Origin of the sequence: Actinacidiphila sp. bgisy160 (assembly GCF_965342435.1) — a bacterium.
Lineage (GTDB): Bacteria > Actinomycetota > Actinomycetes > Streptomycetales > Streptomycetaceae > Actinacidiphila.
Genome location: NZ_CBDRCM010000080.1, coordinates 1 through 26,498, shown reverse-complemented (window position 1 = coordinate 26,498; position 26,498 = coordinate 1). Strand labels below are relative to the sequence as shown.

Genomic DNA, 26,498 nt, shown 5'->3' with positions numbered 1-26,498 from the left:
CATGGCCTCCATTTACGCCGAGAAGCGCGCCGACCACACCTCCCGCGCGCTCCCCAACACTCCGAACGCTACGGACGGGTGATCGCCTACACCATCACAAGGGACACCATCTGAGCTGAGAGCAGGACATTCCGTGCCCGCACGATGTCATCTTGATCGACTCTCCCCCATTGCTTCATAGCGGAGATTCTCGGCGCGCCCGAACGGGCCGAACAAGGCCGGGGAGCTGTGCCGTTCGTCCTACGAAAACCCGCGCTGACCTGTCATGATGGATATGACGTCACACCCCCGGAGGTCCCGGGCCCTCCCGTTCCGACGGGGCCTTTCGCGGGTCGCGGGTCGAGGCGAGCAGCCTGCTCACCATGTGACGATCGAGGCCTCGGCAGCACCACGGAGAGTCCGAACAATGGTGCCCGGTCCGGGCGGCGCCGGCCGATGAAGGGCAGAGCCGATGACGCGCGCGGTCAGGACGGGGCAGGCACACGGACTGGGAAGCCGCCCCGCGGCGCGTACGGAAACCGCATGTCCATGGGCAACCGGCGTCACGCGTCCGGACCACCGGCATGCGTGAGCCCCTGGTACAGGCAAAAGCACTGCGAGACGGCGGTGTCGTGTCAGATGAACAGGGCGCTCTCGATGTCGATGGTGACGAGTTCCGCGTCGCGGGAGACCGTGCCGTCCTGTCCGCGCCGGTAGACGCGCCGCCGGGTCGGTACCATGATCCCGTCGAACTCCCTGTACTCGGCGACGTAGTGTGCCGCAGGCCCGGCCATGATCACCTCGGGCGTGTAATCATGCCTGCGCAGCAGCCCGTTCGAGTCGAAGTAGAAGACCTGCTCTCGGCAATGTGTCGCAATGTGGTCGGGGAAGGTGACCTTCAGGCGCCTCCAGGTCTCCCCCTCCTCAGTGACAGGAGAGAGTTCCACGGCCGTGAACCCTGGCGAGGCGAACGTAAACGGGGACGTGAGGTACGTCCACATCGCGTATCCGGCGAAGTAGGCGACGTGCAGGTCATCCCATGCAGCCCGCACGTCGGTCGGAAAGGAGGCACGAGGGTCGAGTCGCTCCGCCGTCGCTTCCCCCGCGACGGTCTCGAGAGCCACTCGCTGCGGGGTAAAGGATGTCCGCAGGTGGGGCGCCGTGAAGGGATGGTGGCTGGCATGCTGTCGATGCAGGTCGAGCCGGACGGCCGATCGGCTCAGAATTCCCTCCTGCCCCTTCAGTCGCCACAGTGAGCCCCCGACACGGAGGTGCAGTGTGGCCGAGCTGAACTGGTGGAAGCGCGCGAGGCCACCGTGCGCCTGGATGACAGAACTGACGAGATCATTCATGGTGGACGTCTCCTGGGTACCTTGTGAATCCCGAGTCGGCTGATGCCTGGAATGGCTGGGCGAGTGCCGGAGGGTGGTCCCGGTGCAGCGGAGCCGCCCGCAGAGGAAGAGGCCGGGTTTACCCCACGATCGCTGGTCAGGACTCGTCGGACAGGAAATGCTCGGCGAGCGGAGTACCGGCGAACTGCTCGTGCATCAAACGCGAGAAGAGCAGCAGCGCATGCCGCGGCCGGTGGAGCACCGCGAGGCTTTGGGCCTCCCCCTCGGCGTTGGACGTGACCGTGACCACAACCTTCACGGCCTCGCCCTGAACCGCGGACTCATAGATCTCCAGGAAGCCGTCGTCGCCGAAGTCGTCAGCGAAGCTGAAGTCCTGAAACTCATACAGCTCGCGGGCCTTGACCACGATGGCGCGCACCGCGTCCGCCCCGTGAGCCGTACCGTTCATCGCCGCACCCTCCAGGGTGACGTCGTCTGCCAGGTTATCCAGCCACCACGGGTAATAGGTCAAGTTCTGGCCCTCTGCCTCGCTGCGCTCGGAACGTGCCACGCCACGCCTCCCTCGTCGGCCGACCAGGGGCCGGCTACCTGATAGTTAATGAGAGCATATGCTCCTAATTTGAGTAGGGCAAGCGCATGCTCGCCCACGAGAACCCCGGATGCGGACTGGGTCGCCTACCTCATTCACCCGACGTGGTCGCGGTAATCACCCAGAGCGTCGAACCGGCTACGTCAGCTTCGGCCTGGTCACCCTGACCGCCAAGGTCGAGCAGCAGACGGCGCAGGGCTGGGTGCCTCTGGTGCGGGCGTCCGGCGGCATCCTCTTCGGGCCGAAGGAGGGCAGGGCTGAGACGGTAGGGGGCTTCACCGCGGTGGCGGCTCAAGGGAGACGGTGTTCACCACGCGATGCTCGGCATCGCCCGCATGCACAACGTTGCCCTCGTCGGATAGGCAAGCGGGCCGCACGGCGACCCGACCCGCAGTGGCTCGGGATGCCTCCCGCCGGGCGTGGGCCGTTGACTACCCAAGTCGGCCTGCGAAAAGGCACTTTCGTCCGCCGGGCGCCGACCGGGGGGCACCTGGTGATGCACGCCGTGCTGATTCCCGACACCCCGGCGCAGCGGGCCTGCGCGCCACAGTGGAGCGGATGGGGATGACGACCATGGTGATGGCGTTCGGCGCGGGGTGCTGCAGCCCGCGTTCCTTTGCCGATCACCTCGTCGCCTGTCTTCAGCCGGACCTCGTCCGCATGCACGACGTGCTGCTGGAGCAGGTCGGCGGCGGCGCGTCCCCAATGGACCGCAGCGGCGGACAAGCCCCGCACAGCGCCGAGAAGTTCATGAGGCGCACGATGAGGGACCAGCACGAGCGCTGAGCGTGACGGCCGGGTGGCCGGCCGAAAGGCAGATGATCAACGCCACCAGTCGTGGTCCGGGGCGTGTTCATGGGAAGGGGGTGGTTGGGAGAGGTCTGTTGTTGTCGGTGTGGGCGGTGGGGCGTAGTCGCGGGTGTGGATGTGGTCGCGGGTGATGTTGATGAAGGTGCGGGCGGCGGCGCTCTGGTAGGCGTGGTGGCGGGTGAGGAGGGTGACGGTGCGGGTGGGGAGCGGTGGTTCGAGGGGGATGGGGGTGAGGTGTGGGTGGTCGTGGGCGATGGCCTCGGGCAGGACGGTGGCCAATCGGGTGTGCTGGACGATTTCGGTGAGGGCCTGGATGGAGTTGGCTTCGACGGCGATGTGTGGGTGGGCTCGGTGGCGGGTGAGGTAGGCGTCGATGTGGCTTCGGGTGGCGAAGTCGCTGCTGAGCAGGGCCAGGTGCTGCCGGTCGAGGGCCTTGACGGGCAGGGGCTGGGGATGGGTGGGGGCCTGTTGTGCCGCGGTGACAAGGCTGAGGGTCTCGGTGAACAAGGGTGTGGCGGCGATGCCGGGTTGGCGGGGGGCGGTGAAGGCGATGGCGAGGTCGATCTCGTCGTCGGCCAGGCCGGCTTCGATGCGGTCCTGGGGTGCTTCCGTGACAGTCAGGGTGATGCTGGGGTGGCGGGCGTTCAGCTCGGCGACGAGCGGGCCGACGAGGTAGGCGGTGAAGGTCGGCGTGACCGCGAGGCGGAGATGGCCGCGGGAGAGGTCCTGAACGTCGTGGACGGCGCGTTCGGCGGCGGCCAGGTCGCGCAGAGCCCGCCGGGCGTGCTCGAGATAGGCCTGGCCGGCGTCGGTGGGCCGTACGGACCGGCCGGTGCGGTCGAGCAGCTGCACGCCCAGGGTGCGTTCCAGCTGTTTGATCTGCTGGGACAGGGTGGGCTGGGAGATGTGCAGATCCTCGGCGGCACGGGTGAAGTTCCCGTGTTCGGCGACGGCTAGCAGGTAGCGCAGGTGACGGAGCTCCAGGGCGGCCATACCAGCACTATAGACATCGTCGATGGGCACCATGGATAGCAAGTCTTGGACGCTATAGGTGCAGCTCGCGCATGGTGGATGGTGTGGGGCCCCGAGGGGCCGACCGCTACCGAAGGGATTGACTGATGCAGGACCTCACCGAGGGCGTCGCGCGGTTCCAACGCGAGGTTTTCCCGGCGAAGGCCGGCCTCTTCGCTCACCTCGCCGGACATCACGAGCCGCACACGCTCTTCATCGGCTGCTCCGACGCCCGCGTCGCACCAGAGCTGATCACGCAGGGTGAGCCAGGTGAGCTCTTCGTGATCCGCACGGCTGGGAACCTCGTCCCCGCGTACGCCCCCGCTGCCGAGGCGGTTGCAGCCAGTATCGAGTACGCGGTCGCGGTGCTGGGCGTGAGCGGCATCGTGGTGTGCGGGCACTCCGCCTGCGGCGCGATGACTGCCCTGGCCGAAGACCACGACCTCAGCGGCGCGCCGCTGGTCGCGGACTGGCTGCGGCACGCGGACGCCGCGGTGGCCCGTAGTGCCGGCTTGGCGGCCGGGCGGGAGAAGGTCGGCCTTCTGGTCCGCCAGAACGTGCACGCGCAGTTGACGAACCTGGCCACCCATCCCTGTGTCGCCCGGGCGCTTGCGGAGCGCAAGGTGACGCTGCACGGCTGGGTCTTCGACATCGGCACCGGGCGTGTCGAAGTCCTTGAGTCCACCGGCACCGGCACGGGCGGGAGCACCGTCCTCGCCGCCTGACCGGCCTCCGTCTGAACCCGTCCCGGCTGCCGGACTGCCCGTCGGACCCCGCCTGAATCCTCCCCGGACGAACCGCCCGGACCCCGCTGAACTTCGCCCGGCCTGTTCCGAGGCGCTGACGCGGTCCCGCCCCTAGCGCGGTGCCCGCGACCTCTCACAGACCCTGCCGTTCCACTGCTTCCCGTATGGATCGGCCCCCGAAGAAGTATTGGAGCCCTGTCATGCTGCACGCCCAGTTCGACTCCGCCGCCCGCCAGGCCCTGGCCGCCCAGGCCGTGGACGCCAAGGTTCGTAACGGCCTGTCCTGGAAGCAGATCGCCGACGCTGCCGGCCTGTCGGTCGCCTTCACCACCGCCGCCGTCCTCGGCCAGCACCCGCTGCCGAAGGAGTCCGCCGAGGCTGTGGCCGGGCTGCTGGGCCTGGACGAGGATGCGGTGATGCTGCTGCAGACCGTCCCGGTCCGCGGCTCGATCCCCGGCGGCATCCCCACCGACCCGACGATCTACCGCTTCTACGAGATGATCCAGGTCTACGGCACCACCCTCAAGGCCCTGATCCACGAACAGTTCGGCGACGGCATCATCTCCGCGATCAACTTCAAGCTGGACGTCAAGAAGGTTGCCGACCCCGAGGGCGGCGAGCGCGCGGTGATCACCCTGGACGGCAAGTACCTGCCGACCAAGCCCTTCTGACCCCCTCGGTTCCCGCCAGGGCGGCCCGGATAGGCCCTCAGGGCCAGCCGTCCCTGGTGCAACCGAGTGTGGGACAGGGCCGTTCGTTGGGCTCTGTCCCACATCCGGTGGTGACGGAGAGTGGTGAGGATCGTTGACCTTCAAATGTGATGGATGTCAACGAGCTTGCGCAGATGGTGTTTCCGGGTCTGTGCCCGCTGGTCATGGAGGATGTGGCCGACGATGGTGAACGCATCGTGGTGCGGGCCCGGACGCCGCTGGACACCGCGGTCTGCCAGGTGTGCGGGGCCTCGTCGGGACGGCACGGCTATCACTGGCGGAGGGTGGCCGACGTTCCGGTCGACTGGCGACGGGTGGTGGTCCGTGTGTGGGTGCGGCGTCTGGTGTGTCCCACGCGAGGCTGCCGCCACACCTTTCGCGAACAGGTGCCTGGGGTGCTGGAGCGATATCAGCGCCGCACCGCTCGTCTGACCAGGCAGGTCATGGCCGTGGTCAAAGAGTCAGCGGGCCGGGCGGGATCACGTTTGCTGGCGATACTCGCCGTGGTCCTGTCCCGTCACACCGCCCTGCGCGCCCTGCTGCGCATCCCGTTGCCGGCCGGCGGACGGTCGACCCCTACCGCGAGCACCTGCGCAAACGCCGGGCCGAGGACCCCGCCGTCCCCGTCAAGCACCTCTTCGAAGAGATCAAGACCCTCGGCTACGAGGGCTGCCTCAACCTCCTGTACAAGTACATCAGCCAAGGACTGTACTTGCTGTTGCGCTTGCGCACACGGGCCTTCAGCCGCCAGCGCCGGCTCTTCGGCAGGAGGCCGGCCAGGGCGGCACGACCGATCGCCCTGGTGAGGGCCACCGGATCGGTCGGGGCGATGCCGCGGGGCTCGACGCGGCCGCCGGCGGGAACTCGACGGGCACGGCCACATCGTGACCGACAGCGCCCACCGCACGTCCGTACCGGGGGTCTGGGCCTTCGGCGACGCGGTGAACCACTTCCAGCTCAAGCACATGGCCAATGCCGAGGCACGGCTGGTGCGGCACAACCTGCTCCACGCGGAGGATCTGCGCACGCTGTCCAACAGGGTCGCGCCGCACGCGGTCTTCATCAGCCCGCAGATCGCGAGCGTCGGGCTGACCGAACAGGAGGCACGCCGCCGCGGGATCGCGTGCCTGGTGAGCGTCCGGGACTACGCGGACACCGCGTACGGATGGGCGCTGGAGGACACCGCCGGCTTCGTGAAAGTGCTGGCGGATCCCGCCGACCGTACGGTCCTCGGCGCTCACATCATCGGCCCCCAGGCCGCGACGCTCGTCCAGCCGCTGATCCGGGCGATGACGCTGGGCTGACGGTGGACCAGGTCGGCCGCGAGGTGCTGTACATCCACCCGGCGCTGACCGAGTCTGTTGAACAGGCCCTGCTGAGCCTGTAGTACACCGGCCACGGGAAACGGCGGTGGCGGCGGCCGTACGTTCGCCATATTTCCTGTCGGCCCAGGCCGCGCCGCAACGCGGCGAGCCGCCGCAGGACCTGCCGACCGCCGTTCTCGCCCGGGAGTTCGTCGCGGTCCACCAGGGCCTGGCCCTGCCCACCGTCTTGGACCCCGAACTCCACGACACCGCCTATGGGGGGCGGTCCAGGCCGTCCTGGAGGCGCCGAACCGATCCCTCCGGTCTACCGGCCGGTGGCGACGCGGCCGGGGGCGGGGAGTTCGCCCGAGCCGCGGGCCACGAGACGTGTGTCGACCATGAGGGTACGGGCGCGGGAGCGGTCGCCCTCCAGGCGCTCGATGGCGGTGGCACCGGCCAGCTCGCCCATGGCGACCGGGTTCTGGGCGACCACGGTCAGCGCGGGTTCCAGGATGGAGGCCATGGGTACGTCGTCGAAGGCGACCACGGCGACGTCCTTGCGGCGGCTGCGGGAGAGCTCCGACAGGACACCGATGGTCATGACGTTGTTGCCCGACAGCAGCGCGGTGGGCGGGTCGGGCAGGGCGAGCAGCCGGGCCGTGGCCTCGGCGGCTCCCGCCGGGTCGTGGGCGTCGACGACCAGCGCCCGGTCGTGGGGCAGGCCCGCGTCGGCGAGGGCCGCGCGGTAACCGGCGAGCCGCTCGCGGCGCGTGTAGAGGCGGGACGGCAGGTCGCCGATGAACCCGATCCTGCGGTGCCCCCCGGCGATCAGGTGGGTGACGCCCTCCTGAGTGCCGGCTCGGTTGGAGCTCACCACGGTGTCGGTGGTGAGCCCGTTGCCGGGACGGTCCAGGAAGACGACCGGCAGCCCGGCGGCCCGCTGCGCCTTGAGGTGGGAGTGGTCCGCGCCCACCGCCGGCGCGACCATGAGCACGCTGACGCGGCGGGCCAGGAACGTCCGGATCAGCGCGAGCTCCCGCTCCGGGTCGTCGTCCGACGAACCCATCAGCAAGGTGAGCCCCCGGCTGTGCACCGCGTCCTCGATGCCGCCCGCGACGGCGCCGAAGAACGGGTTGCCGAGGTCGGGCACCACCAGGCCGACGGTGGTGTCGGGCCCGCCGACCCGCATACTCCTGGCCATCAGGTTCGGCTGGAAGCCGAGTTTCGCGACGGCCGCCAGTACCCGCTTCCTGGTCTCGGGGGAACTGGGGCCGTCCTCATTGAGGACCCGGGAGACCGTTTTGGCGCTCACGCCGACCTCGCGGGCGACGTCGGCGAGGGTCGGTCTGCGGGCCGCTGTCATAAACCACCTTTTCCTGAGGGCCTCGGTGCGCGGATGCCGGGGACGTGGATCAGATCCCCCGCACGCCGGCCGCCGTGGCCGCGTCGCTGTCCGCCACGACCGTACCGCCGTCTGGGCGCACGGTGAGCGCGCCGGTCATGATGGCCACCACCTCGGCCATGGTGTAGTCCGACGGCTTGATCACGGCCTCGCGCCTGCCGAGCCGGTGGACGTGGACGCGGTCGGCGATCTCGAAGACGTGCGGCATGTTGTGGCTGATGAGGATGACCGGCACACCCTTGTCCCGTACGCGGCGGATCAGGTCGAGCACCTGCCCGGACTCCTTGACGCCCAGGGCGGCCGTCGGCTCGTCCATGACGACGACACTGCGGGCCCAGGCGGCGGCCCGGGCGACCGCCACGGCCTGCCGCTGGCCGCCGGAGAGCGTCTCGACCGGCTGCGTCAGCGAGCCCACGCCCACCTTGAGCTCGGCCATGTGCGCCGCGGCCTGCCGGCGCATGGCCTTTTTGTCGAGCACGCGGAACACCGACCCGAGCACGCCCGGACGGCGGACCTCCCGTCCGAGGAACATGTTGGAGGCGATGTCCATGGACGCGGCGACGGCGAGGTCCTGGTACACCGTCTCGATGCCGTGCGCCCGTGCCTCCTGCGGTCCGGAGAACCTGATCGGCCTGCCGTGCAGCCGGATCTCGCCGGCGTCCGGCACCAGTGCGCCGGTGAGGGCCTTGATGAGGCTGGTCTTGCCCGCGCCGTTGTCGCCGATGACGGCGAGTACCTCGCCGGGCATGAGGTCGAAGTCGGCCTCGTCGATCGCGGTGACGTGCCCGTAGCGCTTGACCAGTCCGCGCGCGCTGAGGACGGGTGTCGGCGCGGCGGTCTCCTTTGCGGACTCGGGTTCGGGGCGGCGGGCGGTACCCGCGTCGCGGGCCGCCGGGTCGTGGGAGGAGGCGGGGCCGCTCATCGGGTGCCCTTTCGTGAGAGCTGGTCGACCGTGACCGCGAGGATCACCAGGACGCCGGTGACCAGTGTCTGGTAGACGGACGAGACGCCCATCAGCTGCAGGCCGTTGCGGAAGACACCGACGATGAGCACGCCGACGAACGTGCCGAGCACGGTGCCGCGCCCGCCGAACAGGCTCGTGCCGCCGAGCACCACCGCGGTGATGCTGTCGAGGTTGTCGGTCTGCCCGGCCTGCGGGTCGCCGACCCCGGTGCGCGACACCAGCAGCAGGGCCGCGATCCCGTAGACGAGTCCGGCCACCGTGTAGACGCCGACGGTGAGCCGGGACACGCGGATGCCGCTGAGGCGGGCGCTCTCCGCGCTGTTGCCGAGGGCGTAGACGTGCCGGCCCCAGGCGGTGCTGCTCAGCGCGTAGGCGAAGCCGAGGAAGAGGGCGACGGTGACCAGCGAGCCGTAGGTGACGTCGGTCCGGCCGAGCGGGAAGGTGCGGCCCAGCGCGGTGAGCGGCCCGGGGAGACCGGTGACCGTCTGCTCGGCGGAGTAGATGTGGGTCAGCGCGAAGGCCACGTTGAGCATGCCCAGCGTCACGATGAACGGCGGCAGCGGCACGACCCGGACCAGCAACCCGTTGACCAGCCCGAACACACCGCAGGCGAGGATGCCGATACCGATGGCGAGCACCGGCGGCAGCGGCCCCTCGACGGCGAGCTTGGCGATGAGGATGCCACCGAAGGCCATCACGGCGCCGCAGGACAGGTCGATCCCGGCGGTGAGGATGATGAGCGTCTGGCCGATGGCGAGGGTTCCGACGACCATGACCTGCTGGAGGATCAGGGAGAAGTTGCCGCCGGACAGGAACTGGTCGGTGGTCAGGGAGAAGAAGACCGAGGCGAGGATCAGGGCCGCGAACGGCCCCGCGGCGGGGGCCGTGAGGAGCCGCCGCAGGGCGGTCGACTCCTTCGCGGCCACGGGGAGCGAGGTGGACACGGTCACCGTGCTCAGCCCCAGCAGTTCTGCAGGCCGAAACCGGTGTCCTCGGACTCCGTGCCCGCCTGCTGCTTGTCGGTGATCAGGGTGACGCCGGTGTCGGTGTAGCCGCTGGTCTTCTTGCCGCTCTTGGCGTACTCGGCGACCGCCTTGACACCGTCGGCGGCCATCTTCAGCGGGTACTGCTGCGAAGTCGCGGCGATCTTGCCGTCCTTGACCGCCTGCACGCCGGTGCAGCCGCCGTCGATGGCGACGATCATGACGTCCTTCTCGCGTCCCTTCGCCTTGACGGCGGTGTAGGCGCCGAGCGCCGCGGGCTCGTTGATCGCGTAGACGAGGTTGATGTCCGGCGCCTTCTGCAGGCAGTTCTCCATGGCGGTCTGGCCCTTGGCCTGGTCGCCGCCGGTGTCCTGGGAGCAGACGATGGAGGGGTCCGAGGCGCCGACGCCGAAGCCCTTGACGAAGCCCTCGTGCCGCTGCACGCCCACCGACACGCCGGGGGCGAGGTCCAGCGTGGCGATCTTCGCCTTCTTGCCGGCCATCGCGGCCTTGGCGTACGCGCCGATGAGTTCGCCGGCCTTCACGTTGTCGGTGGCGAAGAGGGCGTCGGCCGCGTCCTCCGGCTCCGGCGGGGTGTCCAGGGCGATGACCAGCACACCCTTGGCGCGGGCCTTCGCGATCGCGGGGACGATGGCCTTGGAGTCGTTGGGGGTGATCAGCACGCCCTTGACGCCGGCGGCGACCATGTTCTCCAGGGCGGTGACCTGCCCGGCGTTGTCGCCGTCGAACTTGCCTGCGGCTGTGGTCAGTTCGACGTTCTCGCTCTTGGCTGCCTGCTCGGCGCCCTCCTTCATCTTGACGAAGTAGGGATTCGTGTCGGTCTTGGTGATCAGGCCGACCTTGACCTTGCCCCCGGAAGACGTGCCACCACCGGAACCGGATCCGCAGGCCGCCAGGGACAGGGCGAGGCCGGCGGCGCCGATGACGAGGGCCGGACGGGCTCTACGGGACATGTGCGACTCCTACGGTAAGCAGTGAGCGGGAACGGCCGTGCAGCGCTGCGGGCGGCGAGAGACATCGCCGGAGTCGGTGCCATCGTTGACACATGTCATCGTTGACACCACTTGCGGAGGATGATGGACTCCCGCTCCGGCAACGTCAATGCCTTGTGTCGAACACGAGTTGGCAACACGACGGATCGTCACTCACGGGGCGCTGCCCGGCCCGCGAGGCGGCCCCGACCCCCGCCCCACGTCCCACCTGGAGGAACCCTCGCATGCAGCCGCGTCCGGTCACTGTGCTGGGAGAGTGCGTCGCCGACGTCCTCGCCGTTCCCGGTCCCCCTCCTCCGCGCCCCTCGGGGCAGGGCCCCTCCCGGGGCGCGGAGCAGGGCCTGAGCCTGCGCGTCCTCCCCGGCGGAGGCCCCGCCAACACCGCTGTGGGCCTGGCCCGCCTCGGCACGCCGACCCGGCTGCTGGCCCGGCTGTCGGGCGACGTCTTCGGCCGGCTGTTCCGCGGCCATCTGCTGGCCTCGGGCGTGGACCTGTCGCATGCGACGGCCGCGGCCGAACCGAGCACACTCGCGGTCGCCGACGTGGATGCCGGAGGGCAGGCCGCGTACTCCTTCCACGCCGAGGCCACCGCGGACTGGCAGTGGACACGCGCGGAACTGGACCGGGCCGACCTGAGCGGAACGGCCTGCGTGCACTCCGGCTCGCTCGCGCTGGTCCGCGAGCCGGGCGGCTCACTCGTGGAGGAGCTGCTGACCAGGGCGCGGAGGCACGCCACCGTCAGCATCGACCCCAACGTCAGACCCGCCCTGGTCGACCCGGACGTCTACCGCGAGCGACTGCCCCGCTGGTGCGCGGTGGCGGACATCCTGCGGCTGAGCGAGGACGACCTCGGCGCTGTGGCGCCGGGCACGGCGGCCGAAGCGGCCTGCGACGAGTTCCACGCGGCGGGCGCGCGGCTTGTCGTGGTCACCCGCGGCGCGCACGGCGCCCTCGCGTCACTCGACGGACGGCGCGTCTCGGTGCCCGGCGTGCCGACTCGGGTGGTCGACACCGTGGGCGCCGGCGACTCCTTCACCGCGGGGCTGCTCCACTTCCTCGGCGAGCGCGGCCTGCTGGGCGGCCGGCTCGACCGGCTCGAACCGGCCGAGGTCGCGGCGGCCTGCGCGTACGCCGTCCGCGTCGCCGCGCTGACCTGCGCCGTCGCCGGTCCCAACCCGCCGTGGGCGCACGAAGTCGCAGCCGGTGGCGGCGGCCGGGACAGCGGCCATTCGATGACGTCCAGTCAGAATTGAATCTCGCTTTCGCAGTTGACGCGCCCCCGAAGCGCGCCCATCATCTGACATCGATCGGATGTCAGCGATGACATGTGTCAACGATGACACTCAGCACCGATGTCCAGAGAGTGGGTTCACATGCGTCGAAGAGTCGGGGCCCTGGTCGTCGCCCTGCTCGCGGGCCTGGCCGCGCTCCTGCCGACCACACCCGCGGTCGCCGGGACCGTCTGGGACTACCCCGAGTTCCCGTATCCGGCGACGACCTACAGCGAGCCTTTCCGCGGCCAGTTCCATTTCAGCTCGCAGTCGGGCTGGATGAACGACCCCAACGGCCTGGTGTACGCCAACGGGCTCTACCACTTCTTCTACCAGCACAATCCGCACGGCCTGGCCTGGGACACCATGCACTGGGGCCACGCCACCAGTCCTGATCTGGTGCACTGGACCCAGAAGCCGATCGCGCTCGAGCCCGGGGTGCACTCCGGCACGCTCTTCTCCGGCGGCGGCGTCGTCGACAAGGACAACACCTCGGGGCTCAGGACCGGGTCACTCGACCCGATCGTGGTGTTCTCCAACACCGACGGCGTCAGCATCTTCTACAGCAACGACAACGGCCAGACCTTCCAGGCCTACGACAAGGGCCGCAAGCAGATCACCATTCCCGACGAGAGCCGCGACCCGAAGGTGTTCTGGGACACGGCCCGCCACCGCTGGGCCATGGTCGTCTGGTCCAACCAGGGCGGCAATGGCGTGAACATCTACACCTCGCCCGATCTCCTGGACTGGACCCTCGCCAGCCGCTTCCAGGCACCCTGGCTCTTCGAGTGCCCCGACATGTACCCGCTGGACCTGGACGGCAAGACCGGGCAGCAGCGGTGGGTGCTGACCTCGGCGTCCAGCCAGTACGTCGTCGGCACGTTCGACGGAACGACCTTCCGCACCGACTGGACCCAGCCGCAGCAGATGGACCTGGGCACCACCTACGCGGGCGGCACGTTCTACGCCGCCGAGACGTTCACCAACACCCCTGACGGGCGCACCGTGCAGATGGCCTGGCAGGGCGGCAACCGCGGCAGCACCTGGACGGGCAACTCGACGTTCCCGGTGACGCTCGGCCTGGTGACCACCCCGGACGGGCCGCGGATCACCCGTACCCCGGTCGCCGAACTCTCCTCGCTCGGGTCGGAGACCAAGAGCTGGAAGAACGAGACGATCAACGCGGCCAAGGGCGGCAACCTCTTCGGGAGCATCAAGGCCGACACCTACGAGATCGCCGCCCAGTTCGACGTGCAGGGCGCTACGGCGAGGCGGTTCGGCTTCGACCTGCACAGCCGCTCCGACGGCACCGCCGACCGCAGCGTGGCGTACGACACGGCCGGGCAGACCCTGCAGGGGAAGTCGCTCAAGCCCAGGAACGGCAAGGTCACGATGCGATTGCTGGTGGACCGGGGCCAGCTGGAGATATTCGGCGACGGCGGACGGTACTCCCTGTCCGACAACGTCGACTTCGACTCCGCGGCGGACAGCCAGGGCATCCGGCTCTTCGCCGTCGGCGGGAAGGTGAAGCTGGACAGCGCGACCTTCACCCGTCTCAACACCAGCTGGGGAACCGCCCAGTCCACCCTGCTGAGCAACCTGAAGGGCCCCTGGCACGCCGCGGGCGGCTCATGGACCGACGTCGGCGGCGGCAAACGTGCCTCCACCAGTGGCGACGGCTTCTACATGAGCGCGAGCAGCGGCGGCGACGCCGTCTACCAGGGCGACATCACACTCGACACCGCGCGGGCCGGCGGCCTGACCTTCCGGGCCGACGCCTCGGGTGCCGGTTACACGGCGACGCTCGACACCAGCGGTGTGGTCAAGCTGTGGCGCCCGGGCAAGGACATCTCCGTCAAGACGGCACCCATCAGCGCGGGCCGCACCTACCACGTGAAGGTGCAGGCCGAGGGCTCCCGTATCCGGGTCTGGCTGGACAACGGCGCCGATCCGGTCATCGACGCCACCGACAGCACGTACTCCGGCGGGCTGTTCGGCGTGAACGTCTACAACGGCGCCGCGACGGTGCAGAACCTCAACACCGGAGCGGGCGGCTTCTCGGCCTTCCCCGCCGGAAGGTGGACACCTCACGGCGGTACCTGGACGGTCACCCCGGCCGGGCTGAGGGGCAGTTCGTCGCAGGACGGCTTCTACCTCAGCGACCGCACGGGCGGCGACTTCACCTACGAGGGCGACCTGTCCGTCACGAACGGCACCGCGACCGGTCTGACCTTCCGGGCCGACGGCTCGGGTGTGGGCTACACGGCGAACATCGACACCGGGGGCATGGTCAAGCTGTGGCGTCCGGGCCGCGACATCGCGACGTACGCCACGCCGATCGTCGAGGGTCGCACCTACCACCTGAAGGTGCGCACCGAGGGCTCCCGCATCCGGGTCTGGTTCGGCGACGGCGCCGATCCCGTCATCGATGCGACCGACGACGCGTACACCAGCGGCCTGTTCGGGGTGAACGGCTTCGCGGCCAACACCCTGGCGCAGAACCTGACCGTCGGCTGACTCACGGGACCGCCCCGGGGCAGGCCCATGTGCCCGTCCCTGGGCGGTCCTTCGGCCGCGGGTATTTCCAACGTTGGACAGACTCTGGCCCCAGCCAGATGTCGACCCAGGGTAACCTCAGGACAACTCCGCCCAGATCAAAGCTATTTCACGGGCAATCCGGACCCCGCTCCGGCATGCTCCGGCACGGGCCCGGAGACGTTCACGCCTCGCCCACACCCGCCCTGACGGCCGACCCTGGGTAATCAGCGGAATTGGGTCATCTGACGGACCGGTAGCAGAAAGGTGCCGCCTGATCTGCGAGGATGTGAGTGTCTAGCAGAAGATCACTGAAAATCTTGCGTGGGGGGTGTCCGGCGGCGGGCCGGACGGCCCGCCGTACCGCTGGTCACCGCGTGGAAGCATGAGCGGGTGGCGCGTCGGCGACCGGGGACCCGGGTTCCGGCGACCTGCGCGAGGTCGTGAACGCGCTGCTCCACCAGAACCGGACGGGCTGTCAGTGGCGGCTCCTGCCGCACGACCTCCCGGCCTGGTCGGCGGTGTTCTCCTACTTCACCCTGTGGCGCGGGGACGGCCTTGACCAGCGGATCCATGAGATTTTGCGCTGCCAGGTGCGGGAGCGGGCCAGACGGTTAGATGACCCGTCCCTGGTGATCACCGACACCCAGTCCGTCCGCGTGGCGGCCGGGGTGCCGAGGGAGACGACGGGACTGGACGCGCAAGGCGTCCGGCAGGAAGCGTGGGCTCGCCGTCGATGTGCTGGGCCTGATCATCGGTGTGGTGGTCCTGGCCGCGAGCGCGCACGACAACGAGGCCGGCATCTCCCTGGTGGACCAGGCCGCCGAGCGGTGCGGGATGCGCCTGGAAAAGGTCCTGGTCGACCAGGGTTTCAAGGACGCCGTGATCATCCACGGGGCGGTGAAGGACATCACCGTCGAGGTGGTCCGACGCAACCGCGACGACGAAGGCAAGGGCTTCGTCCCGCAACCGAAGCGGTGGGTGGTCGAGCAGGTCAACGGCACCCTCATGCTGAACCGGCGCCGCGCCTCGCCCGCGACTACGATCACCGGCCCGACAACGCGGCCTCCCGGGTCTACTGGGCCTCCACCGCCGGCATGCGCCGCCGCCTCGCCACCCCTACCACCACCTGGCGGGACGTGGAGCTGGCCGAGTGAACGTCAGCGAACTCCTGCGGCTGCTGCGGACCGAACACGATGTGACCGCATAGGTTCGCCGGGTAGCTGGGTCAGTCCTTGATCGCCAACCGGCGGCCTGTGGTATGTCCTCGGCGAGGCGTTGTCGTACCCTCGGTGTAGCGTCCGGGCCGGAGTCGATTTCATGCTCTGCGGTTAACGGAGGCGCGCGGATGACGAGTACGACAGGCGAGCCCGTGGTGGTGGTGTCCCGGCGCGTCGGGGCCCCGGCGGAGGAGATCTTCCGGATCCTGGCCGACCCCGGACGGCACCCGGACCTCGATGGCTCGGGGATGCTGCGCGGTGGCGTCTCCGACGCCGTGGTCTCGGGCGTCGGGGACGTCTTCGTGATGCGGATGCACTACGAGCGATACGGCGACTATGAGATGAACAACCACGTCGTCGCGTACGAGCCGGACCGTCGCATCGGCTGGGAGCCGAGGCCCGGTCGCGGGCACCCTGACGCCACCGCGCCCGGGGCCGCGTGGGGCCACCGGTGGATCTTCGATCTGCTCCCGGACGGAGCCGGGTCGACGGTCGTGACCGAGACCTTCGACGGTTCGCGCATGCCGGAGGACAAACGCGCGGAAGTGGACGGTGGGCGCGCCTGGTGGCAGACGCAGATGGCCGGCACCCTGGAACGCCTCGCCGAACTGTGCGCCGCCCGGTGAACGCCGAACTCGACGTCCTCAAGGGAGCCCTGGACCGTCAGCGCGAGCACGTCCTCGGGGTCCTGGAAGGGCTCTCGGAGGAGGATCTGCGGCGGCTGGTGCTGCCCAGCGGCTGGAGCTGCCTGGCACTGCTGCGCCACCTCACCCTGGATGTCGAACGCTTCTGGTTTGCCGGGGTGCCGGACAGCTCGCGGCAGGCGCGGAGGCGCACTGGTACGTACCCGAGGGGATGACCACCGACGAGGTCTTCGCCGACTACCGGGCGGCCATCGCGCGTGCAGACGCCGTGCTTGCCGCCGCCGCGCCCGAACAGGAGCCCGCCGCCTGGCCCGTGGAGATCTGGCCGACCTGGCAGCTGCCTGACGTGCGGCACATCCTGATCCACGTGGTCACCGAAGTCGCTTGCCACAGTGGCCACTTGGACGCGGTGCGCGAACTGATCGACGGCACCACTTGGCTCGGCGGCAACCCCTACGCCGGATAGTTCTGTGACCGGGTGAGGTGCGTCGGGTTCTTCAGGCCGCGGTGGCGAGGGGGCGTCCGCCCCAGCGGATGCCTTTCTCGCTGCGGATGCGGGCGCGTTCCTTGCGTTCGGCGGCCAGGACGTCGCGGTGGCGGGCGTTGGCGTTGCGCCAGCGCAGGTAGGCGTGCAGGGCCCGGGTCTGCACGGTGTGATTGGGGTAGTTGGAGTTGGCGATGGTGAACTGCCTCAGCGGTCCGAAGTGCGCCTCGATGGGGTTCGCCCAGGAGGCGTAGGTCGGGGTGAAACACAGTTCGACCTTGTGTTTCTTGGCCCAGCGGCGGATGTCGGCGCCCTTGTGGGCGGACAGGTTGTCCAAGATCACGTAGATCGGGGCGCCGTCGGCCCGGGCGGCACGGATCGACTTCAGCGCAGCCAACGTGTTGGCGGCCCCTTTCTGCGGCGGTTGACACCCCAGAGGGTGTCGTCGCCGATCGAGTAGCAGCCATGGAACCAGCGCACGCCGTGGGTGCGGTGGTAGGTGGCGGGCAGTCGGTCGGGGCGCTTCTGGGCGGCCTGGGAGAGGCCTGGCAATGCCGCAGTGGTCTTCGTACGGGTGCGTGGCGAGCGCCGGGGCGACGGTCACCACATGTCGCCCCGCTCCGGCGGGCGGGGTTGTGAGCCGGCATGTTGTGTCACGCCCCCTCCAGCGGGCCGGCCGCCAATTGCTGACTTCGGCTCGTAGGGGTGGATTTCCGTAATCTGCCTGGTGGGTCCGGCTTGGTGGCTGTATTTCGTTGTGTGAGATATGCGGATGGGGCGGGCTGACCGCTGCGGGTCGGCTGCGCCGTGAGTCGGTGCGGATGCAGGCGGCCGAGCTGTTCGAGCAGGGCATCAAGCCGCTGGAGGTGGCCCGGCCCCTGCGGGTGAGCACGAAGTCGGCTTATCAGTGGCACCGGTTGTGGCGGGATGGCGGTGCGCGGGCCCTGGCTACGCGTGGTCCGAGCGGTTCGCGGTGCCGTCTGTCCCCGCGCTGTTTGGAGAAGCTCGCTGGACATCTGGAGGAGGGCCCGGCCGCGCACGGTTGGGTGGAGGACCAGGTGGTGGACGGCGGCGAGGTGGCCACGCTGATCGGCAGGAAGTTCCACATCTCCTACAGCGTCTCGGGTGCGACGCGGCTGATGCACCGGCTGGGTTTTAGGACTTGCCCGGACGATCATGTGACTACTCGCTGTCCGGGTCGTTGATGTGGGCATGGGACGGGGTGATCTGACAGATGCGGGGTGGGAACGGCTGCGGCCGTTCCTGCCGGTCAGTAACCGGCGTTGTGGCCGGTGGCGGGATCACCGGCAGGTGATCGACGGCATTTTGCACCGGGTGCGGACCGGGGTGCAGTGGCGTGACCTGCCAGAACGGTTCGGGCCGTGGAAGACGGTCTACGAACGGCACCGACTGTTGGTCGGCCGACGGGACGTGGGAACACCTGCTGCAGCAGGTCCAGGCCGGGGCCGATGCCGCAGGTGACATCGACTGGGACATCGCGGTGGACTCCACGATCGTCCGCGCGCATCAGCACGCGGCCGGCGCCCGCACCGACCCTCCGACGGCGCCCGCCTCAAAGGGGGCCGATCAGGCAGAACACCAGGACGAGACGGCGTGGCGGAGCCTGCACGCCCGCCTGGTGGAGGTGGTGCGTGAGGGCCTGGGCCGCTCGCGGGGCGGCTTCACCAGCAAACTCCACCTGAGCGCCGACGGCCGCTGCCGCCCGCTGTCCCTGATCGTCACACCAGGACAGCGCGCGGACTGCACCCAGTTCAAGCAGGTGCTGGACAAAATCCGCATTCCCAAGATCGGGCCCGGCAGGCCCGCAAGAAACCCGACAGCCTCGCGGCGGACAAGGCCTACAGCAACAAAGCCATCCGCGCATACCTGCGGCGTCGCGGCATCCGGCACACCATCCCGGAGAAGACCGACGCCCAGGCCGCCCGCCTGCGCAAAGGCTCACGCGGCGGACGGCCACTCGGCTTCGACGAAGAGCGGGACAAGAAACGCAACACCATCGAACGGGCGATCAACCGGCTCAAGCAGCACCGGGCCGTTGCCACGCGCTACGACAAGCGCGGTTACGTCTATCTCGGCACAGCCACCGCAGCAGCACTCGCCATCTGGCTCCGAACAATGATCGCCCGGACAAGTCCTAGTTCCCGGCCGCCCGCGGCGGGATGTTGTGGTTGAAGCGGAACATGTTGCCCGGGTCCCAGGCCGTCTTCAGCTCGACCAGACGCTCGTACGCTTCGGCCGTGTAAGCCTCCCGCACGTCGGCGGGGTCGGTGTGGGCGACGCCCGCCATGAAGTTGAGCATGCGGGTGCCGGTCGCCCAAGGCGCTAGCGTCGCCACGACCCGGTCCTGGCCCTCGTGCACCGCCTCGTCCTCGCCAATGCCGAGGACGCCGGCCGAGTACACCTGGAAGCGCGCCTCGGGGAAGTGCGCGACCGCGTTGGGCACCCGCGGCGGGCGGGCAAGGGCGCCGCCGAGGTTGCGGAACTCCAGGCCGACCGCGATCTGCGTGCCCGGTCCGACCAGTCCCAGGATCGCTTCGACTGTGTCCTCGTCCAGCGTGCCGAGCTGGAAGTTGTTGATGTGGTAGGAGCCCGAGATCGGCGGGTCGTTGTGGATGGTGCCGACCTGCGTGTACGGGATGTCGGCGACCGTGTCCAGCAGGATCGGCGCCACCTCGCGCAGCGGCCGGATCAGACGCTCGCCTTCCGCCGGGTCGCCGAGGTAACTCAGCCGCAGGTGCAGGGCGAAGCGTCCGCGCAGCTCCTCGGGCACGCCGTCCACGTCCGGCCAGTCCAGCATGAAGAATGAGGAGGCCATCTCCTCCGGCATCTCGGTGACCCAGGTACGGTACAGGTGCAGCACGTCCCGCACCGACTCGGCCGGGTACCACAGGCCGCCGCCGTACAACCGGGCGACCTCCATCAGTTCGACCTCGATCGCGGTCACCACACCAAAGTTGCCCTTGCCGCCGCGCAGCGCCCAGAACAGGTCCGGGTTCTCGTCCTGGTCGGTGATGCGGAGTTCGCCGTCGGCAGTGACCACCTCGATGCGCCGGACGTGGTCGGCGGCATAGCCGTAGCGCCGGGAGAGGACACCGATGCCGCCGCCCAGCACGTAGGAGACGGCACCGACGAAGGGCGCCGAGCCGTTCAGCGGGGCGAGCCCGTGTTCGGCGGCGAGCGGGATGACGTCCTGCCACAGCACACCGGCCTCGAGCCGTGCGGTGCGCCGCTCGGGGTCCACCCGGACGCCGTTCATGGCGCGGGTGGACAGGTACACCGAGCGCTCGTCGGCGGGCAGGCAAGCACCGTGCCCGGTGGCCTGGACGGCGACGCAGAGCCCGTGGTCGCGGGCGAAGCGGACCGAGGTCACCACGTCATCGGCGTTTGCCACGGCCACGACCACCGCGGGCCGGTGCTCGACCGCCCGGTCGAAGCCGTCGATGTGCTGGGCGTAGCCGGGCTCGCCCGGCAGGAACACGGGGCCCTTGACGTCCTCCGTGAGCCGCAGGAGGCTCTCCGGGGTCGGAGCCGCCTTGTTCGCCGGGTTCAACTCGATCACTGGCATTCCTCTTCTTCATCTGACGCTGTGCGGGTGCGGGCGGCACCCGTGCGGTGAGGCTGGTCCCCGGCAGTGGATACCGGGTTACACACCACGAGTGACAACGTATGTGGCGTGATCAGTTGCTGTTCGGACTCGGCTGGTGCGAGGTAGCCGAGCGCTGAATGCCGACGGCGCCGGCGGTCTTGAGAGTCGGGCCTGAACGAAAGGCCACTGGCGAGCCCACTTCCCCCCAACACACCGTAGGGCCCTGGTTGTCCTTCACTGTCACGGCGCCGCGGCGGCGGTCGGGCACGGTGGATTCAGATGAGTTCCAGGCCTCCGTCGATCGTGAGGACCTGGCCCGTCAGCCATGTAGCGGTGGGTTCCGCAAAGCGGACGATCCAGGACGCCACTTCCTCCGGCTCTCCCCTCCTTCCGAGGGGGATCTTGGATGCCTGCTCCTTCTTGATCGCGATCACCTCCTCCTGCGTGAGCCCGCTCACTGACAAAGCCTCGCTCTCGGTCGGACCGGGGGCAATTGCATTCACCCTGACACCGTCCTTGGCCAACTCGACCGCCCAGGTGCGCGTCAGCTGTTCCAGGGCCGCCTTGGTCGCCCCGTAGTGGGCACCACCCGGGTGGGGGCGATGGCCGTAGGTGCTGGAGACGTTGATGATCGAGCCCTTGCTGCGACGCAGGTGAGGCAACGCTGCCTGGGCGAGCATGGTGGGTGCGATGACGTTGAGATCGAACAAGTCGGTGATGCGCGAGCGTGTCACCTCGTCGAACGACAGACGTGCGGTGGCACCGGCGTTGTTCACCAGCACGTCGACCTGTCCCCACCGATCGATCGCCGTACCAATGATTAGCTCAGGGGCCTGCTCCGAGCACACGTCGATGGCGAGAGTCGCGATGCCGGAGTGCATGGCGGCGGTTTCGTCCAGGGCCGACTGGCGTCGGCCGACGCCGAGAACACGCGCCCCCGCCTCGGCCATAGCGACCGCCGTTGCCCGGCCGATCCCCGTACCGGCTCCGGTGACGATGACGACGCGGTCACGAAGGGATCGGATGTGCTGTTGTTCCATCACGGAGTCTTCCTCTTTTCTGGCCGTGCTGGTCACGCCGGCCTCCACGACAGACCGGGATGCCGCTCGGATGCTGCTGCCGACAAAAGTGGTTCACGCGCTGGCTGGCAGTTGTTGATCAGCCCAGATGATTTTGCCGTCCCGGATGTGTCGGGTTCCCCATCGGCGGGACAGTTGGGTGACGAGGAAGAGGCCGCGGCCGTGGCCGTCGGTGGTATGGGCGTGTCACGCAAGCGGGTGGCTGTGGCTGGCGTCGGAAACTTCGCAGGTCAACATTTCGTGTCGGGTGAGGCGTAGGCCGATCGAGCAGTCGCCGCTGCGGTCGCTGCTGCCGTGGATGATGGCGTTGGTGACCAGTTCGCTGACGATCAGCTCTGTGGACTCGGCTAGCTGTTCCAGTCCCCACTGGGCCAGCTGCCGGGTAGCGAGAGTTCGGGCACGGCAGACGACGGCGGGGTCGCTGGGGAACTGCCAAGAGGCAACCTGGTCTGCACTAAGCGAGCGGGTCCGTGCGAGGAGCAGAGTGACATCGTCGCTCGGCGGCTTGGCCCGCAGTGTGTCCACTGCTGAAGAGCACAGGTCATCCAGTGTGAGGTCGGGTCGTGCGAGGGCCGCGCGCAAACGGTTCATGCCGGCGCCGATGTCCTGGTCGCGGGCCTCGATGAGACCGTCGGTGTAGAGGGCGAGCACGCTTCCTTCGGCGAGTTCCAAAGTTACGGACTCGAAACGGACCAGTCCGAGGCCGAGCGGTGATCCGGGGGCAGGTCGGGACACGCCTGCAACGCTATGCACGAGGCGGCGTCCGAGTATGGTCCATTTCTGTGACAGATTCCCGGGCCAATTCTGCGGACAAAGAAACATCGCGGTCTACGGCTAGCCTCGATCTTTCGTGACGGCCCGTCGGATTCTCTGGCGGGCCGTTTCGGTCGTTCGGGCGATCACGGGTAGGTCTGCGGCCCGGCTGTCGCGTCGGGTGGGCGCCGGGTTCCACGGTTCCGGGCGGGGTGGTGCTGTTCGTAGGAACGGGACGTTGCTGGTCAGCCGGGGTTCGGCAGGGCTTGGAGCCGTTGTAGGGCTTGGTTGATCAGGTCTGTCCAGGGCCAGTGCGTCGCGAGGCGGAGGATGTGGCGTCGTCGAGCATCGGCATCCATGCGAGCAGGTCGAGGGCGATCTGGATGATCTCCAGCCAGATCTGGTTCTGCGCGGTGTGGTGGAGGGGCAGGTTGCGCAGGCCGGTGGCCCGTGCGGCCCGGATGCGGTCCTCGGCTCGCGCGCGCTGGCGGTGCCGCAGCTCGAGCTGAGCGATCGGCACGTTGGGGGTGTCGGTGGCGAACGCGGTGAGCCGCAGGCCGTCGGCGTCGGTGATACGCAATTGGGCGCCGGGGTGAGGCCGTTCCTTGCGGACGATCAGTCGCATCCCTGTCGGCCATCCCTTGCGGGCGTCACCGGCGAGTTCGGCGACCCAGGCGCCGTCGCGGACCTCGCCACCTGGCTCGACGGCCGGCGTCCATGCGGTGGCGGGAACGTGCAGCACTGCTTGGTGGATGGGATCGGTGATGGTCATACCGACCGAGTACGACAGCCACCTTCCGCGCTGGGCCAGCCAGGCCACGAACTCGTGGGTCCCGCCCCCGGAGTCGGTACGGATGAGCGTGTGGCGTCCGCGCCGGTAGGTCTTCGGGAGCTGGGCCAGGGCGAGCCGGGCGGCTTCGATGTGGTCGGCGGCGGTGTTGGAGCCGGCGTTGCCAGGCCGCAGCAAGCCCGCCACGGGTTCTCCGCTGCCGCCACTGCCGTGGTCGACGAAACCCATCAGCGGGTGGTGACCGAAGGACTTCTTCCACGTCGGCTTCGCGTCCTGCTTGTCGGAGTGCGCGATCACCAGCACCCCGTCCAGGTCCACGATGACCTGTCCGCCGCGGTCCGGGGCCGCATCACCGGCCAACCTCCATACCCGTTCACGGACCTCGGACCGTGCGGCCCGGATGGCTGTCAGCGCTTTCGGCCCGGCTGCGGCGAGGGTGTCGATCAGCCGGGAGACCGTCGGGTCGGAGGCCACCGGCCCGAACACGGCCGGCTCGGCCCGCAGCATGCCCACATCGGCCAGGCAGTCCCCGCCCAGCGCGACCGCAAGCGCCACATCCAGCACGATCTTCCCCGGATCGTGCACCGCCCGCTGCCGCCGCCACGGCGCCAGCCCCGCCGATATCGCCCGATCAAGGCCGGTCTTGCGGACCGTCTCCACCAGCAGCACGGCTCCAGCCTGCGAGACCACCCCACGACCGCCGCCCTCGGCACGGACACGCGGATAGAACCCGATACGCTTCTTCACCTGGGAAGTGCTTCTTTCCTTGCAGCCAACAGGACTCTCGACAAGCCCTATCGTTGCAGGTCAGGAGCACTTCCCGTCGTTATGATCAAGCCTCGGACAGCCTCACCCCGTGAAAGCCCGAGGCTAGTACTCCAGTGCGACTTCGTGAGTGCCGCGAGTCGTCGTCGGTAGTGGCTGCGTCGGGCGGTTGCTTGGTGCTGCCTACGCCAGTTCGACCAGTGCAGCACGTGGCCGGGTGAGGGCAACAGCGGTCTGAGGATTGCTGCGAGCAGGTGTCGGATCTCCGGGACGGTCAGCTGGATCGGCCCGCTGCTCCGGGCAGGGCGATTGGCCTCGGGAGACCTTCGCGGAGCCGAGCTCGTGGCGACGGCGGCGAGGAAGGCGAGGGCGAGCATGGCCGCGCCGTCATCTCCACCATCTCCACATCCTCCAACGGCTACGCCCGCCGCATGGGCTGGGAAGCCCCTGTACCCGTCTTCGCCTGGACGGTGACCGCCGACGACCGCCACGGCATGAACCTCACCGTCCACGACTTCTGGGCCACCGACCCGGACACCGCGGCCGCCATGCTCGCCTTCCTCGGCCGCCACAACACCCGCGCCGAACTCATCGAATTCCGTCGCGGCGCCCTGCCGCCGCTCCCCACGCTCCTGCACAACCTGCACCGCCACCGCGCTCAGGCACAGTCCTGGCACCCCTGGATGCTCCGCATCCTTGACATCCCGGCAGCCATCAGCGCACGCGGCTGGCCCGCCGACATCGACGCCGCACTGCCCATCGGCATCGAGAACGCCACCGGCGACAGCATCGACCGCTACCTGCTGCAGATCGCCGGCGGCAAGGCCGAACTCCCCCCACGACCACCGGCAGCTATGTGACCCTCACCCGCCGACAGCTCGCCTGCTGGTACGCCGGCGGATACCGCAGCGTCACCGCAGCCCAGATCAGCGGCGTCCACAGCCAGTCCACCAAGACCCTGACCACACTGATCCACGCCACGACCGACCACGAGCCCTGGCTGCCGGACCACTTCTGATCCCACCCATCCCCTGGAGACCGCTCGCAGGGCGAGGGCCGAGCCAATCCGGGACATCGACACCCCGGACAGGCCCGGCCTACTCGCCCTGCCCTGATGCCTTACGGACACGGCCATGCGTCGTTCGGAGCCACACAACGACGACACGGCACGCAAGACCGTGGCTTGCCCGCGAGATTCTGGACGGTGTCGCGTGAACGACCCGAGCGAGGCTGCACGCTACCGGCTGCCTGAAGCAGAGAACCGCAGAATTTTAGAACGGCAGGCAGCACCGCTGCTCACCGCCCACTCAGCGCTCCGGCTCGCAGTGCTCCTGACGCCAGGTAGCACCCCGCAGCCAGCAGAAGCAGGCCGAAAGCAACTTCCCTGACAAAGAGCTCCCGCTTCAGGCCCCACGACGCAGTAGCGACTCGCTATAGCGGCACACGATCGGAGCCAGGTAGTCCGCGTGCGGCCCAGACAACTCCGCAAGCTCGCCCACCGACCTCACCAGCGCAACGCGGTCCAGCTCCGGCTCCCGCCCACAGGCCCGCTCCGCGGCATCAACGGCTTCAAACCGGTCGAGCAGCACCGCCTCAGGCCTGGGTGGTGCGAGGTAGACCACACCGATGCTGCCGTTCTCGCCTCGAGTGACAGCCCACATCTTAAGATCCCCGGGCGCCGTGTCCAGGCCCGTCTCTTCCACCAACTCGCGCGCCCCATTGCGGCGCAGCCCGGCCTCATCGAGGACCTCGTGCTCCTGCGGGGGCTCCACCGACCCGCCAGGCAGCTGCCAGCGCCCCGGAGCGGCCGTCGACGAGGACATCCGCGCCGCCATGATCCGACCGTCGTCGGTCGGCTGCACCACGTTCACGAACAGCGAGGGAAGCGCACAGGCACCCGCCACGCGACGCAAGACGTAGTGCCGGTACGTCACCTGCGCCCACGTCAAGACGAGGCGTCGAGGGCCGTCCCACTCCACTCCCGCGCACGCCACCACGGGCCCGTCGAAAAGATCCGGATTGGCAACCACCGCGGCATCCCAGACGCGGTCCCGGGCCACCTGGTGTTCCGTCGACACCGTAGGCGCAGCGCTCTGCAGCAGGCGAAGATCGCGCACATCGAAGATTTCAAAGCCAGGGTCCTGCAACTGAGGCTCAGTCACCTGACTCATCCTAGAGCCGACAGTCGCATACGATTCATCATCGCACAACTAGGCTTAACATCTCATTCTTCCCCAATACGGTGAAAGATCAGAGGGGTACGACGCCGTGCGGGGATCCGGGCTGGCGGGAGCGCTGGGGCGGCAGCAGGCGTCACTCGCTTGTGCCGGCAGCCTCTGACTCGCCGGTTACGGCTGAGTCAGCGGGGGACACGTCGATGGTGTCCCTTGTGATGGTGTAGGCGATCACCCGTCCGTAGCGTTCGGAGTGTTGGGGAGCGCGCGGGAGGTGTGGTCGGCGCGCTTCTCGGCGTAAATGGAGGCCATT

The 26,498-nt window shown here is 69.0% G+C and carries 20 protein-coding genes and 7 pseudogenes; 14 read left to right on the top strand and 13 right to left on the bottom strand.

Annotated features, from left to right (window positions below; translation table 11 throughout):
- Positions 1–614: 614 nt before the first annotated feature.
- Together ACRWNP_RS34845 and ACRWNP_RS34840 are read right to left on the bottom strand one after the other, a co-directional pair.
- Positions 615–1,331 carry a hypothetical protein gene (locus ACRWNP_RS34845; RefSeq protein WP_431968648.1) on the bottom strand — a complete coding sequence of 239 codons (717 nt, stop codon included), beginning with the start codon at positions 1,329–1,331 and terminating at the stop codon, positions 615–617.
- Between the two features lie 136 nt (positions 1,332–1,467).
- The gene (locus ACRWNP_RS34840) at positions 1,468–1,881 is read right to left on the bottom strand and encodes a hypothetical protein (protein WP_431968646.1); all 414 of its coding nucleotides are present in this window, start codon (positions 1,879–1,881) and stop codon (positions 1,468–1,470) included.
- Between the two features lie 603 nt (positions 1,882–2,484).
- Here ACRWNP_RS34840 and ACRWNP_RS34835 point away from each other — a divergent pair.
- Positions 2,485–2,706 (top strand): hypothetical protein, encoded by a 222-nt coding sequence (locus tag ACRWNP_RS34835; protein WP_431968644.1) that lies wholly within the window; start codon positions 2,485–2,487, stop codon positions 2,704–2,706.
- 36 nt (positions 2,707–2,742) lie between these two features.
- On the opposite strand, the gene cynR is transcribed toward ACRWNP_RS34835, so the two are convergent.
- Positions 2,743–3,723: a transcriptional regulator CynR gene (gene cynR / locus ACRWNP_RS34830; RefSeq protein ID WP_431968642.1), complete on the bottom strand. Its 981-nt coding sequence runs from the start codon at positions 3,721–3,723 to the stop codon at positions 2,743–2,745.
- A 125-nt stretch (positions 3,724–3,848) separates the two neighbouring features.
- On the opposite strand from cynR, the gene ACRWNP_RS34825 reads away from it, so the two are divergent.
- The 4 genes and pseudogenes from ACRWNP_RS34825 to ACRWNP_RS34810 all read left to right on the top strand — a co-directional run bounded on the left by ACRWNP_RS34825 (position 3,849) and on the right by ACRWNP_RS34810 (position 6,501).
- Positions 3,849–4,466, top strand: a complete 618-nt coding sequence (locus tag ACRWNP_RS34825; RefSeq protein WP_431968641.1) for a carbonic anhydrase — start codon at positions 3,849–3,851, stop codon at positions 4,464–4,466.
- Between the two features lie 221 nt (positions 4,467–4,687).
- The gene (gene cynS, locus ACRWNP_RS34820; protein WP_431968639.1) at positions 4,688–5,158 is read left to right on the top strand and encodes a cyanase; all 471 of its coding nucleotides are present in this window, start codon (positions 4,688–4,690) and stop codon (positions 5,156–5,158) included.
- A 149-nt stretch (positions 5,159–5,307) separates the two neighbouring features.
- A pseudogene (locus ACRWNP_RS34815) lies at positions 5,308–5,903 on the top strand (ISL3 family transposase); the annotation flags it as partial.
- A gap of 178 nt (positions 5,904–6,081) precedes the next feature.
- The gene (locus ACRWNP_RS34810) at positions 6,082–6,501 is read left to right on the top strand and encodes a hypothetical protein (RefSeq protein ID WP_431968637.1); all 420 of its coding nucleotides are present in this window, start codon (positions 6,082–6,084) and stop codon (positions 6,499–6,501) included.
- A gap of 325 nt (positions 6,502–6,826) precedes the next feature.
- Here the strand turns inward: ACRWNP_RS34810 and ACRWNP_RS34805 are convergent, their stop codons facing one another.
- The 4 genes from ACRWNP_RS34805 to ACRWNP_RS34790 are packed head-to-tail and all read right to left on the bottom strand — an operon-like array spanning position 6,827 to position 10,824.
- The gene (locus ACRWNP_RS34805; protein ID WP_431968636.1) at positions 6,827–7,864 is read right to left on the bottom strand and encodes a LacI family DNA-binding transcriptional regulator; all 1,038 of its coding nucleotides are present in this window, start codon (positions 7,862–7,864) and stop codon (positions 6,827–6,829) included.
- Between the two features lie 49 nt (positions 7,865–7,913).
- Complete coding sequence (locus ACRWNP_RS34800) at positions 7,914–8,825, bottom strand: ATP-binding cassette domain-containing protein (protein WP_431968634.1); 912 nt, start codon at positions 8,823–8,825, stop codon at positions 7,914–7,916.
- A complete protein-coding gene (locus ACRWNP_RS34795; protein ID WP_431968632.1) occupies positions 8,822–9,817 on the bottom strand; it encodes an ABC transporter permease in 996 nt (331 codons plus the stop codon). Before ACRWNP_RS34795 ends, ACRWNP_RS34800 begins: the two co-directional genes overlap by 4 nt.
- 5 nt (positions 9,818–9,822) lie before the next feature.
- Positions 9,823–10,824: a substrate-binding domain-containing protein gene (locus tag ACRWNP_RS34790; RefSeq protein WP_431968630.1), complete on the bottom strand. Its 1,002-nt coding sequence runs from the start codon at positions 10,822–10,824 to the stop codon at positions 9,823–9,825.
- A gap of 263 nt (positions 10,825–11,087) precedes the next feature.
- Between ACRWNP_RS34790 and ACRWNP_RS34785 the strand changes: the two genes are divergently transcribed.
- The 5 genes and pseudogenes from ACRWNP_RS34785 to ACRWNP_RS34765 all read left to right on the top strand — a co-directional run bounded on the left by ACRWNP_RS34785 (position 11,088) and on the right by ACRWNP_RS34765 (position 16,999).
- Complete coding sequence (locus ACRWNP_RS34785) at positions 11,088–12,116, top strand: carbohydrate kinase family protein (RefSeq protein ID WP_431968628.1); 1,029 nt, start codon at positions 11,088–11,090, stop codon at positions 12,114–12,116.
- A gap of 120 nt (positions 12,117–12,236) precedes the next feature.
- Entirely contained in the window at positions 12,237–14,651 is a 2,415-nt protein-coding gene (locus ACRWNP_RS34780; RefSeq protein ID WP_431968626.1) for a glycoside hydrolase family 32 protein, read from the top strand.
- Between the two features lie 342 nt (positions 14,652–14,993).
- Positions 14,994–15,826, top strand: a pseudogene (locus ACRWNP_RS34775) (IS5 family transposase).
- A gap of 191 nt (positions 15,827–16,017) precedes the next feature.
- A complete protein-coding gene (locus ACRWNP_RS34770) occupies positions 16,018–16,515 on the top strand; it encodes an SRPBCC family protein (RefSeq protein ID WP_431968624.1) in 498 nt (165 codons plus the stop codon).
- Positions 16,512–16,999, top strand: a pseudogene (locus tag ACRWNP_RS34765) (DinB family protein). The gene ACRWNP_RS34770 and the pseudogene ACRWNP_RS34765 overlap by 4 nt, the downstream one beginning before the upstream one ends.
- 31 nt (positions 17,000–17,030) lie before the next feature.
- On the opposite strand, the pseudogene ACRWNP_RS34760 reads toward ACRWNP_RS34765, so the two are convergent.
- Positions 17,031–17,563 (bottom strand): annotated as a pseudogene (locus ACRWNP_RS34760) (transposase); the annotation flags it as partial.
- A 213-nt stretch (positions 17,564–17,776) separates the two neighbouring features.
- On the opposite strand from ACRWNP_RS34760, the pseudogene ACRWNP_RS34755 reads away from it, so the two are divergent.
- Together ACRWNP_RS34755 and ACRWNP_RS34750 are read left to right on the top strand one after the other, a co-directional pair.
- A pseudogene (locus ACRWNP_RS34755) lies at positions 17,777–18,174 on the top strand (helix-turn-helix domain-containing protein); the annotation flags it as partial.
- Between the two features lie 55 nt (positions 18,175–18,229).
- Positions 18,230–19,210, top strand: a pseudogene (locus tag ACRWNP_RS34750) (IS5 family transposase).
- Here ACRWNP_RS34750 and ACRWNP_RS34745 read toward each other — a convergent pair.
- The 4 genes and pseudogenes from ACRWNP_RS34745 to ACRWNP_RS34730 form a co-directional block, all read right to left on the bottom strand.
- Positions 19,173–20,597 carry an FAD-binding oxidoreductase gene (locus ACRWNP_RS34745; RefSeq protein ID WP_431968622.1) on the bottom strand — a complete coding sequence of 475 codons (1,425 nt, stop codon included), beginning with the start codon at positions 20,595–20,597 and terminating at the stop codon, positions 19,173–19,175. The pseudogene ACRWNP_RS34750 and the gene ACRWNP_RS34745 sit on opposite strands and share 38 nt — an antisense overlap.
- A gap of 302 nt (positions 20,598–20,899) precedes the next feature.
- Positions 20,900–21,700 carry an SDR family NAD(P)-dependent oxidoreductase gene (locus ACRWNP_RS34740; RefSeq protein WP_431968620.1) on the bottom strand — a complete coding sequence of 267 codons (801 nt, stop codon included), beginning with the start codon at positions 21,698–21,700 and terminating at the stop codon, positions 20,900–20,902.
- 189 nt (positions 21,701–21,889) lie between these two features.
- Positions 21,890–22,438 carry a SpoIIE family protein phosphatase gene (locus ACRWNP_RS34735; protein ID WP_431968618.1) on the bottom strand — a complete coding sequence of 183 codons (549 nt, stop codon included), beginning with the start codon at positions 22,436–22,438 and terminating at the stop codon, positions 21,890–21,892.
- 263 nt (positions 22,439–22,701) lie between these two features.
- Positions 22,702–23,993 (bottom strand): annotated as a pseudogene (locus ACRWNP_RS34730) (IS1380 family transposase).
- 449 nt (positions 23,994–24,442) lie between these two features.
- Here ACRWNP_RS34730 and ACRWNP_RS34725 point away from each other — a divergent pair.
- Both ACRWNP_RS34725 and ACRWNP_RS34720 read left to right on the top strand, forming a co-directional pair.
- Positions 24,443–24,871 carry a hypothetical protein gene (locus tag ACRWNP_RS34725; protein ID WP_431968616.1) on the top strand — a complete coding sequence of 143 codons (429 nt, stop codon included), beginning with the start codon at positions 24,443–24,445 and terminating at the stop codon, positions 24,869–24,871.
- Positions 24,868–25,029 (top strand): sterol carrier protein domain-containing protein, encoded by a 162-nt coding sequence (locus ACRWNP_RS34720; RefSeq protein ID WP_431968614.1) that lies wholly within the window; start codon positions 24,868–24,870, stop codon positions 25,027–25,029. Before ACRWNP_RS34725 ends, ACRWNP_RS34720 begins: the two co-directional genes overlap by 4 nt.
- Positions 25,030–25,414: 385 nt before the next feature.
- Here the strand turns inward: ACRWNP_RS34720 and ACRWNP_RS34715 are convergent, their stop codons facing one another.
- Positions 25,415–26,173 carry an NUDIX domain-containing protein gene (locus ACRWNP_RS34715; protein WP_431968612.1) on the bottom strand — a complete coding sequence of 253 codons (759 nt, stop codon included), beginning with the start codon at positions 26,171–26,173 and terminating at the stop codon, positions 25,415–25,417.
- Positions 26,174–26,498: the final 325 nt, after the last annotated feature.

Coding starts and splice junctions, on each gene's coding strand:
- ACRWNP_RS34845 (WP_431968648.1), bottom strand. CDS start 1,331: ATGAATGATCTCGTCAGTTCTGTCATCCAGGCGCACGGTGGCCTCGCG.
- ACRWNP_RS34835 (WP_431968644.1), top strand. CDS start 2,485: ATGACGACCATGGTGATGGCGTTCGGCGCGGGGTGCTGCAGCCCGCGT.
- cynR (WP_431968642.1), bottom strand. CDS start 3,723: ATGGCCGCCCTGGAGCTCCGTCACCTGCGCTACCTGCTAGCCGTCGCC.
- ACRWNP_RS34825 (WP_431968641.1), top strand. CDS start 3,849: ATGCAGGACCTCACCGAGGGCGTCGCGCGGTTCCAACGCGAGGTTTTC.
- cynS (WP_431968639.1), top strand. CDS start 4,688: ATGCTGCACGCCCAGTTCGACTCCGCCGCCCGCCAGGCCCTGGCCGCC.
- ACRWNP_RS34805 (WP_431968636.1), bottom strand. CDS start 7,864: ATGACAGCGGCCCGCAGACCGACCCTCGCCGACGTCGCCCGCGAGGTC.
- ACRWNP_RS34800 (WP_431968634.1), bottom strand. CDS start 8,825: ATGAGCGGCCCCGCCTCCTCCCACGACCCGGCGGCCCGCGACGCGGGT.
- ACRWNP_RS34790 (WP_431968630.1), bottom strand. CDS start 10,824: ATGTCCCGTAGAGCCCGTCCGGCCCTCGTCATCGGCGCCGCCGGCCTC.
- ACRWNP_RS34785 (WP_431968628.1), top strand. CDS start 11,088: ATGCAGCCGCGTCCGGTCACTGTGCTGGGAGAGTGCGTCGCCGACGTC.
- ACRWNP_RS34780 (WP_431968626.1), top strand. CDS start 12,237: ATGCGTCGAAGAGTCGGGGCCCTGGTCGTCGCCCTGCTCGCGGGCCTG.
- ACRWNP_RS34770 (WP_431968624.1), top strand. CDS start 16,018: ATGACGAGTACGACAGGCGAGCCCGTGGTGGTGGTGTCCCGGCGCGTC.
- ACRWNP_RS34725 (WP_431968616.1), top strand. CDS start 24,443: ATGGGCTGGGAAGCCCCTGTACCCGTCTTCGCCTGGACGGTGACCGCC.